We start from the raw sequence: 7423 nt of genomic DNA on the forward strand, positions 1-7423 counted from the left end.
AAAAAAAAAAAAAAAATGGGGGAGTGATTCATGCATTTTCAGGTTCAATCCAACAAGCGAAGTATTATATCAAACAGGGCTTTAAGCTTGGCGTAGGCGGTGTTATTACCTATCAACGTGCAGCTAAAACCCGTGCTGTTATTGCCGCTATTGAGCCCGAGCACTTAGTGCTTGAAACGGATTCACCTTCAATGCCGTTAAGTGGCTACCAAGGGGAAGTTAACACGCCATTGCATATACCTGATGTGTTTGACGCACTATGTGATTTAAAGCCACACAGCGAAAAAGAGACGCTTGCAAAGCAACTTTATGATTCTTGTTCAGATGTTTTTTGCATATAACGATTTACCTGCCAGCGCTTTAATCCACGGCCTAACTGCCACGTAAAAATACAAGCAATCACTAGCATTAATAAAACCTGTCTGCCTAAGTCATGAAAATGATTATGGCTGTCGGATATTGCAGCGCGAGTTAAATAAGTAATAGATACAAAACCTATAGGGCGGTCATCATCGCTTATTACAGGTTCCATAAAAGGTGTTTTTAACTTACTTATTCCGGGGGTAGAATCAGAAAGTTGACCATAAACATGATGCGACTGCCAATTGTCGCTACTGGCTAATAAAATACCCTGTTGATCGTAAATAGTGGCCGAAAGCACGAACTCATCTTTACTTATATCGTTACAAATTGCATTGAGCTGGGGTTTGTTTTTTTCGATTAAAGGTGTTTTAACATTTAAAGCCATAAACTGAGTGAGGCTTTTGGCGGTGCTGTCGGCGCTATCGTACAGTAACTGGTGACTCTGAAAACTACTATTAACACCCACCCAGCTTAGTAATACAAAACAGCCAGCCGCAAGAATTAAGCGAACGAGTCGCTTTCTTTGGGATGCGCTTATAGGGTTTTTAATATGGTTATTTTTCATAGTCACCGTTTATGCTACTGACAGCATTTTGATTTGATGTTACAACTACACTAACTATAACCTTAAACCCCACCTGATGGCGAATTTAGTGTTGAGAATAGCAGTTTTGAGATGCCAACTATCAGGAAAATAAAAATAAACACGGAGATCCCATGTCGCAAATCAACATGGCACAGCAAGCTGCTGAGCAACCATTACAACACTTAACTCTAAATAAATGGTTTAGCTATAGTGGTGGTGTATCTACACCTCTCGATTATATTCCAAACAAAGCATTAGGGTTATTTAGCATCGCATTTGCAGGTGATTTTGCAGAAAAACACATTGCCAATATTGTTGACTTTTTAGCGACACATAACCAAAACGTCACCGCTATATGCCAATACCAACCTGATTTAGGGCTTGCACCAGCACTGTGTTTTTACGCGCAAAATGCAGATAAAACTATAAACCCGCTAGTATTACAACAATTTTCCAGCACACTTGATTTTCAGCTAGTGCAAATAGCTTGCCCACCCAACTTGTATGAGCCAGGTTTATTGGTAATGGATATGGATTCAACCGCTATTACTATTGAGTGCATAGATGAAATTGCACGCTTAGCTAACGTATACGATGAGGTTGCTTCGGTAACAGCACTGGCAATGGCTGGTAAGCTTGATTTTAGTGAAAGCCTAAATCAGCGCGTCGCTAAACTTACCGGAATTGAAAAAAGCTTAATAGATGAGTTAAAAAATAATTTACCTTTAATGCCGGGTATTAAAATGCTTTGCCAAATACTTAAACAGCATCAGTGGCACTTAGCCATTGCGTCGGGTGGTTTCGTACCCTTTGCAGAGCAAGTACAAGCGTTAATCAATTTAGATGAAGTACACGCTAATGTGCTTGAATTTAAAGATAATAAGCTCACAGGTAAAGTATTAGGCACAATTGTAGATGCACAGCAAAAAGCCGTTATTTTAGAGTCATTACAGCAACAGCTGGGATTAATAAAGTCGCAAACAGTGGCGATTGGCGATGGGGCTAACGATTTAAAAATGATGGCAACAGCAGGGCTAGGTGTAGCAGTACATGGTAAAGCAAAAGTGGTTGAGCAAGCCCAAGCAGCTATTTGCCAAGGCTCGTTATTACAATTACTGTATATGCTAGCTATACCATTAAATAGTGTGGCTACTGTTTAACGCAGGCGGTTTAGCCAAAGCAGTTTGCGGCGACCCATTTGGTCAACTTGTTGCTGTTCAAGTTTTAAATGGCTTAAGGCTTCTTCGGTGATATCGACAATATCACCGACACCCGCTACAGACCACAATGCCTCTTCTAATTCCCTTGCTTTATGCAGCGCATATTGACTCACATATTTTAGTTCGTTAGATAAATAATCGGTATCTGGGCGTCCAGTACGTGATATGTACAAGCGCATAACAAAAATAAGATTCGACTTTAAGCCTTTGCTTATTTGTTCCTGAAAATCATTATAATCCTCACCTGCTATGCAATAACTGGTAGTAGACTCTGAAATACTGCCCTTACGGGGATCAAAATTAATCACAAGTGTAAAGGCGCTTGGCGGATCTTGGCGGCTAAGATCTTTTATCTGTGGGGTGATCACATTAACGATTTGCTCATCAGTAATAATGCTCGATAAATCGGTTTTATTACTCAACAAACCAAAGTTTTGTAAAAGCACATGTAGTGGGCTAGGGTATAAGCCAAAGCCAATTGCACCTGCTTTAAAGTGCGCTCCTTCTTTATGTAAATAAAGTGGGAACTGGCAAACGCTTTTAGTTACCATATTTCTAAGTGCTGTAGAGAGCCCTGGCACTTTAGGCGCTTCTTCTGACACTTTTAGTTTATCTTTATTACTGTTAATTAACTGCGTAAAAAACAGCACTCCAGCATGGGGTAAGTCGGCAACTCGGCTGGCTTTTAAATTAATAATAGTGAACGACTTATTTACAGCCATCACTTCGTACTTTAGCTCACTAAGCTGATATGTTTTGGTTATTTTTTGTAAGTCAGGAAACGAGAGTAAAACAATGTCGCCTTTTTTTAAGCTTACTGGTTGTTTGCATTCAAGCTGCAAGCCCATAACCGAAAAGTCGCGAGTAAGGCCATGTACTACCTCATCGTTTACGCTAATCGACACATTCGTTTTATATAAGTAGCGCTTATCAGAGCGAAGATTTACATACTCTAAAGGTACAATATCTAAATAAGGCGCAGACTTACTTTTGCTATGGCCAAAACTCTTCAATTGATTAATCAAAGCTTTATCGTAATTTAATTGCTGATAGTGTTGCTGTTCAGTTTTATTACCAATAGCAGTTAGTACCACCATATATTTTACATTTTTCACTAACCCTTCTACCCGAGGAGAAGGCGGCTTATTGAGCTTTTCAATATTTTTACTTACAGTGTTTGGTAACGATAAAGGAATAAATGAGTCATCTGGATGGCTTGGCATAATTTGTATTTTAAAGCACTGCCAAGTGTCTTTTTGACTGCCAAAACCTAAAAATAAGTTTTTTAGCTGAGGGTTTTGTTCAAGCTCATTACGTGTTGCAGAATAATAATAAATTTTGCCCGCTGAAATATGAGTAAAAGTATATAAATAATCTTCTTTAACTGGAGCCTGTTTTAAAAGTAATGCATTAATGCGTTGCTCATTAAGCACACTGTATAAACAAGGGTTTTGGCGTTCATCGGTAAAGTAACGTTGAATAAAAATGTTGTTTTCGGTGGTTAGACTTAAGCTAGGATAAAGTACATTGTCTTTTTTACTTAAAAACACATATAAAGAGGTGACGCGTGGAATATAGTATTGCTCGTAACCCTTAGAAACCACAGCATCGAGCGTATTATCAAGGTTTACTTTATAGCGACGTTTATTACCGTGGATAAAGCTTTCTAAAAAATTATCAAACGCTTCATTATTTTCAATAAAGGTGCGTTTTAAACGAATATGATTAAACTCTTTAGAAATATTTTCTACGGCGACAACCTCATACTGAATGCCATTTTTTAAACCTAGCTCAAAGTCTTGCTCTAAACCTACCAAACGCAAGGCGATTAAATGTCCTTTTTTTAGTACATAACGAGTGGCTAGCTTTATTTTACAACCACTGAGGGATATATCGGAAGTGCTAGCAGCAATACTTTTTTTGTCGTTGTATTCAACCGTTACTTTAATTGAATAGTTCATTCGCTCTTCAGAGCGGCTTTCATAAGAGGCAAACTTTATAACATTTGTATTAAGGGAGTCATCAATGGCTTGCTCTGCAATTTTTTCTGTGGTTTTGCGTTGTAACACCCGATGATTATTTTCGGTGTTCATCACTGCCTCATAAACGGCAAGGGTATAACCACCGTGTTGTTTTAGCGCAGCTTCAAATACTTCAATCGCTGTTTCATCCATGAAATGTTGTTTGCCATTGTGATCATAAGGCTTTACCTGCCCAGTCACTAAACCACGTAAGTCAATAAAGCGCGCTATCGGCTGAGATAAGCGTGTCATTTCCATTTTCATTAAAAACTGTTCAGGCTTTGTAAGCCCAGCTATTTTAGACTTAAAAATTAAATCAAATTTAGCGTTGCCTAAATATGTTTTTAACTCATTCACGAGGTCTTCGTGTTTGAGCATTATGTCATCAGCCATTTATAAAACCATCACCGTCTAATTGAAAAAGTAGGTATACTGTTAAGTCCATTTATTAGAAGTTCAATAAACGTTAAATCGCGCTATGTTGTTAATATAGGTACAATTATTTGAGTTACTACTGTTTAGCTCTTGTTATGTATGTGTTATTTGCCATTTTATTGGCAAGTTACTTTAAACTATTACAAAGCAAAAAGTATGCCCTAAATTATAGCTAAAAAGAAACACCATGTGTATTTATTGATTGTGACGCTAGATTTTTAAGCAGGCAAGAGTTTGTTGCTAAGTAAATGCCTGAAATGGCAAAATAAGCGCTTAATAGTAAGAATTTTTTTAATTTAAAGAATAGTAGGTAAAGTTATCAATGGCTAAAGCGGCAAAAGTAGAATTTGTTTGTACCGAATGTGGCATGAACTATCAACGTTGGCAGGGTCAATGTCGCTGCGGTGCGTGGAACACATTAGCGGAATTTAAGCCTTCAGCAGGGCACAGTAAAAAAGCATCAATACGAGCAAACGTTGGTGGTTATGCTGGTGGTGTTGGTGGTGGCTCTAAAAAAATCAATGATATTGCTACATCAGAGGCTGAAAAGCAGCTAACTGAAATCGGCGAGCTTGATCGCGTACTAAGCGGCGGGGTGACTACTGGCTCGGTTAATATTATTTCGGGCGATCCGGGGGCGGGTAAGACAACTTTGCTATCTGACCTAGTGGCAAGAATGTCACAACGGATGCCGTCACTTTACTGTACGGCAGAAGAATCTTTATCGCAGTTTAAAAACAGGGTAAATCGTTTAAAGTTAAACTATAACCCGGACGAGCTTTATTTACTTTCAGAAACGAGTGTTGAAACCATCATCGAAGAGCTCGAGAAAAATAAAATTAAGTTTGCTGTTATTGACTCTATTCAAGCTGTTGTAACCGATACGGCAAATGGTAGCCCAGGTTCGCCTTCGCAAGTAAAAAGCGCCGCCCAAGCATTAACTCAGTACTGTAAGCAAAATGATGTAACTATGTTCATTATTGCTCACGTAAATAAAAATAACGAAATAGCAGGCCCTCAAACACTTGTACATATTGTTGATGCGCTTTTACACATAGATACCAACGATGGGCAAATACGAACACTTAGGGCAAATAAAAACCGCTTTGGTGATATTGATACTGTTGGCATTTTTAAAATGTGTGAACGTGGGATGTTAAGCGTTGATAATCCAAGTGAAATATTTTTATCGGGTTCAACCACCGACTCACCTGGCTCTACTATTACCTGTATTCGTAAAGGGAATCGTAATTTATTGCTTGAGATTCAATGTTTAACTACCGAAACAGAAGCTGAATTTCCGCAGCGTGTTTGTGTTGGTTTAAATATGAATCGTATAAAAATGCTGACCGGTATATTACGTAAGCATACTAAAACTAAAATATTTCACGATACGTTTTTTAATATTGTGGGTGGTTTAAGAATTGATGAGACAGAAACCTGCATCGATTTAGCATTAGTAACCGCGTTACTTAGCAGTTTAAACGAATTTGTTGTACCTCGTACCACGTGTATTATGGGAGAACTTAGCTTAAACGGCGATGTACGCCCAATAGACAGTGGTGTACCGCGTGTTAAAGAGGCTGCACAACATGGTTTTACAGAAATATATATTCCATTTCGCAATTACCATAAATCGATGGAAGGGCTAGGCGCTAAAATTACCCCTGTAAAAACCGTACATGAGTTACTTAGTTTGATTAATTAACACTTATCGGTGATGTTCTTCAGTGTTACTCTTAAGTTGAGACACTTTATAGAAAGAATTAAATAAGGAAATGACATGAAAAAATTAGTTATAGTTGCAGCTCTTGTGGCCGCAGGCGTGGGTGGTGTTAGTTACGCAAACTACGTAGCAACTCAAGAAGTGCGTGCAGAAGTAGATAAGCAACTTGCTTTAGTAAGCGAGCAAACTGGCGCTACATTTAAATACGCTGGTTTATCGGCAAGTGTTATCTCAAAGAGTGTAGAAATAACAAACATGGAAGTAATAAGCCCTGAAGGTGACAATGTTGCTAATATTCAAAGCATTGAAATAACTGGCTACGAGCCGGATAAAATATCACCACATACATCATTTGATGTAAAAAGCTTTCAGTTTGATAAAAGCTTCGTATTAAAATTACCAGCTGATACAAACGAAATGTTAGCGTCGGCAAGTTACGATTTACATTCATCACTTGATTACGATGAAGAGTCTGGCAATAGTGATGTAGTAGTTAAGCTTGATGCAAAAGACATTGTTAGTTTTAATATGGATATGGGTTTAGCTAATTCAAAAGCGTTAATGGATGCTTCATTAGCTATTAGCAAGGCGCAGCAAGAAGCCGGTGATCAACCGCTGACGTATGAGCAAGAATTACAGCAGCAAACACTTGTTATGCAAGCAATGAGTAAATTAGAGCCGCGTAATGTTAGCTTTGCCTTAAATAACCAGGGTAAATTAAAAGATTTACTCTCAAGCGAGCTTGAAAAGCAAGGTATGACGCTTGAGCAAATGGAAATGACGCTAGAGCAACAGTTACAACAAGCTCCTGTAACTGAAGATATTGCAGAGGCTTTAACCAGCTTTGCGAAAGGTTTAAATTCATTCAGTGTGTCTGCAAAGCTACCTGAAGGTAAAACTATGATGGAAATTAACCAACAAGTTATGATGCTAGTAGGGCAACCTGAAGAACTAGTTAAGTTTATTAACTTAGAAGTTAAAGGTAATTAGGCCTTAGTTCTGTATTAATAAAGGCGCCAATTGGCTGTCTCTTGATCACAAGTCTGACTCAAGAGATTTTGCTAAATCGTAG

General features: G+C 38.3%; 6 protein-coding genes. 4 read left to right on the plus strand and 2 right to left on the minus strand.

Going from position 1 to position 7423, the window contains the following annotated elements; genetic code table 11:
• Positions 1-341, plus strand: a 341-nt coding sequence (locus tag GQR53_RS21515; protein WP_240917502.1) for a TatD family hydrolase, incomplete at its 5' end; no start/stop codon positions are given.
• Here GQR53_RS21515 and GQR53_RS18145 read toward each other — a convergent pair.
• Entirely contained in the window at positions 308-928 is a 621-nt protein-coding gene (locus GQR53_RS18145) for an AhpA/YtjB family protein (protein ID WP_002958772.1), read from the minus strand. The two genes, GQR53_RS21515 and GQR53_RS18145, sit on opposite strands and share 34 nt — an antisense overlap.
• A 152-nt stretch (positions 929-1080) precedes the next feature.
• Here GQR53_RS18145 and serB point away from each other — a divergent pair, with 152 nt between their 5' ends.
• A complete protein-coding gene (gene serB / locus GQR53_RS18150; RefSeq protein ID WP_165744832.1) occupies positions 1081-2109 on the plus strand; it encodes a phosphoserine phosphatase SerB in 1029 nt (342 codons plus the stop codon).
• Here serB and GQR53_RS18155 read toward each other — a convergent pair.
• Complete coding sequence (locus GQR53_RS18155) at positions 2106-4583, minus strand: PilZ domain-containing protein (protein ID WP_165744833.1); 2478 nt, start codon at positions 4581-4583, stop codon at positions 2106-2108. The two genes, serB and GQR53_RS18155, sit on opposite strands and share 4 nt — an antisense overlap.
• Before the next feature lie 364 nt (positions 4584-4947).
• Here GQR53_RS18155 and radA point away from each other — a divergent pair, with 364 nt between their 5' ends.
• Positions 4948-6333 (plus strand): DNA repair protein RadA, encoded by a 1386-nt coding sequence (radA, locus tag GQR53_RS18160; protein ID WP_002958769.1) that lies wholly within the window; start codon positions 4948-4950, stop codon positions 6331-6333.
• Between the two features lie 75 nt (positions 6334-6408).
• Positions 6409-7341, plus strand: coding sequence for a hypothetical protein (locus tag GQR53_RS18165; RefSeq protein WP_165744835.1), 933 nt, complete (start codon positions 6409-6411; stop codon positions 7339-7341).
• Positions 7342-7423 lie beyond the last annotated feature (82 nt).

The sequence above is a fragment of the Pseudoalteromonas sp. Z9A6 genome (assembly GCF_011378805.1).
GTDB classification, from domain to species: domain Bacteria; phylum Pseudomonadota; class Gammaproteobacteria; order Enterobacterales; family Alteromonadaceae; genus Pseudoalteromonas; species Pseudoalteromonas distincta.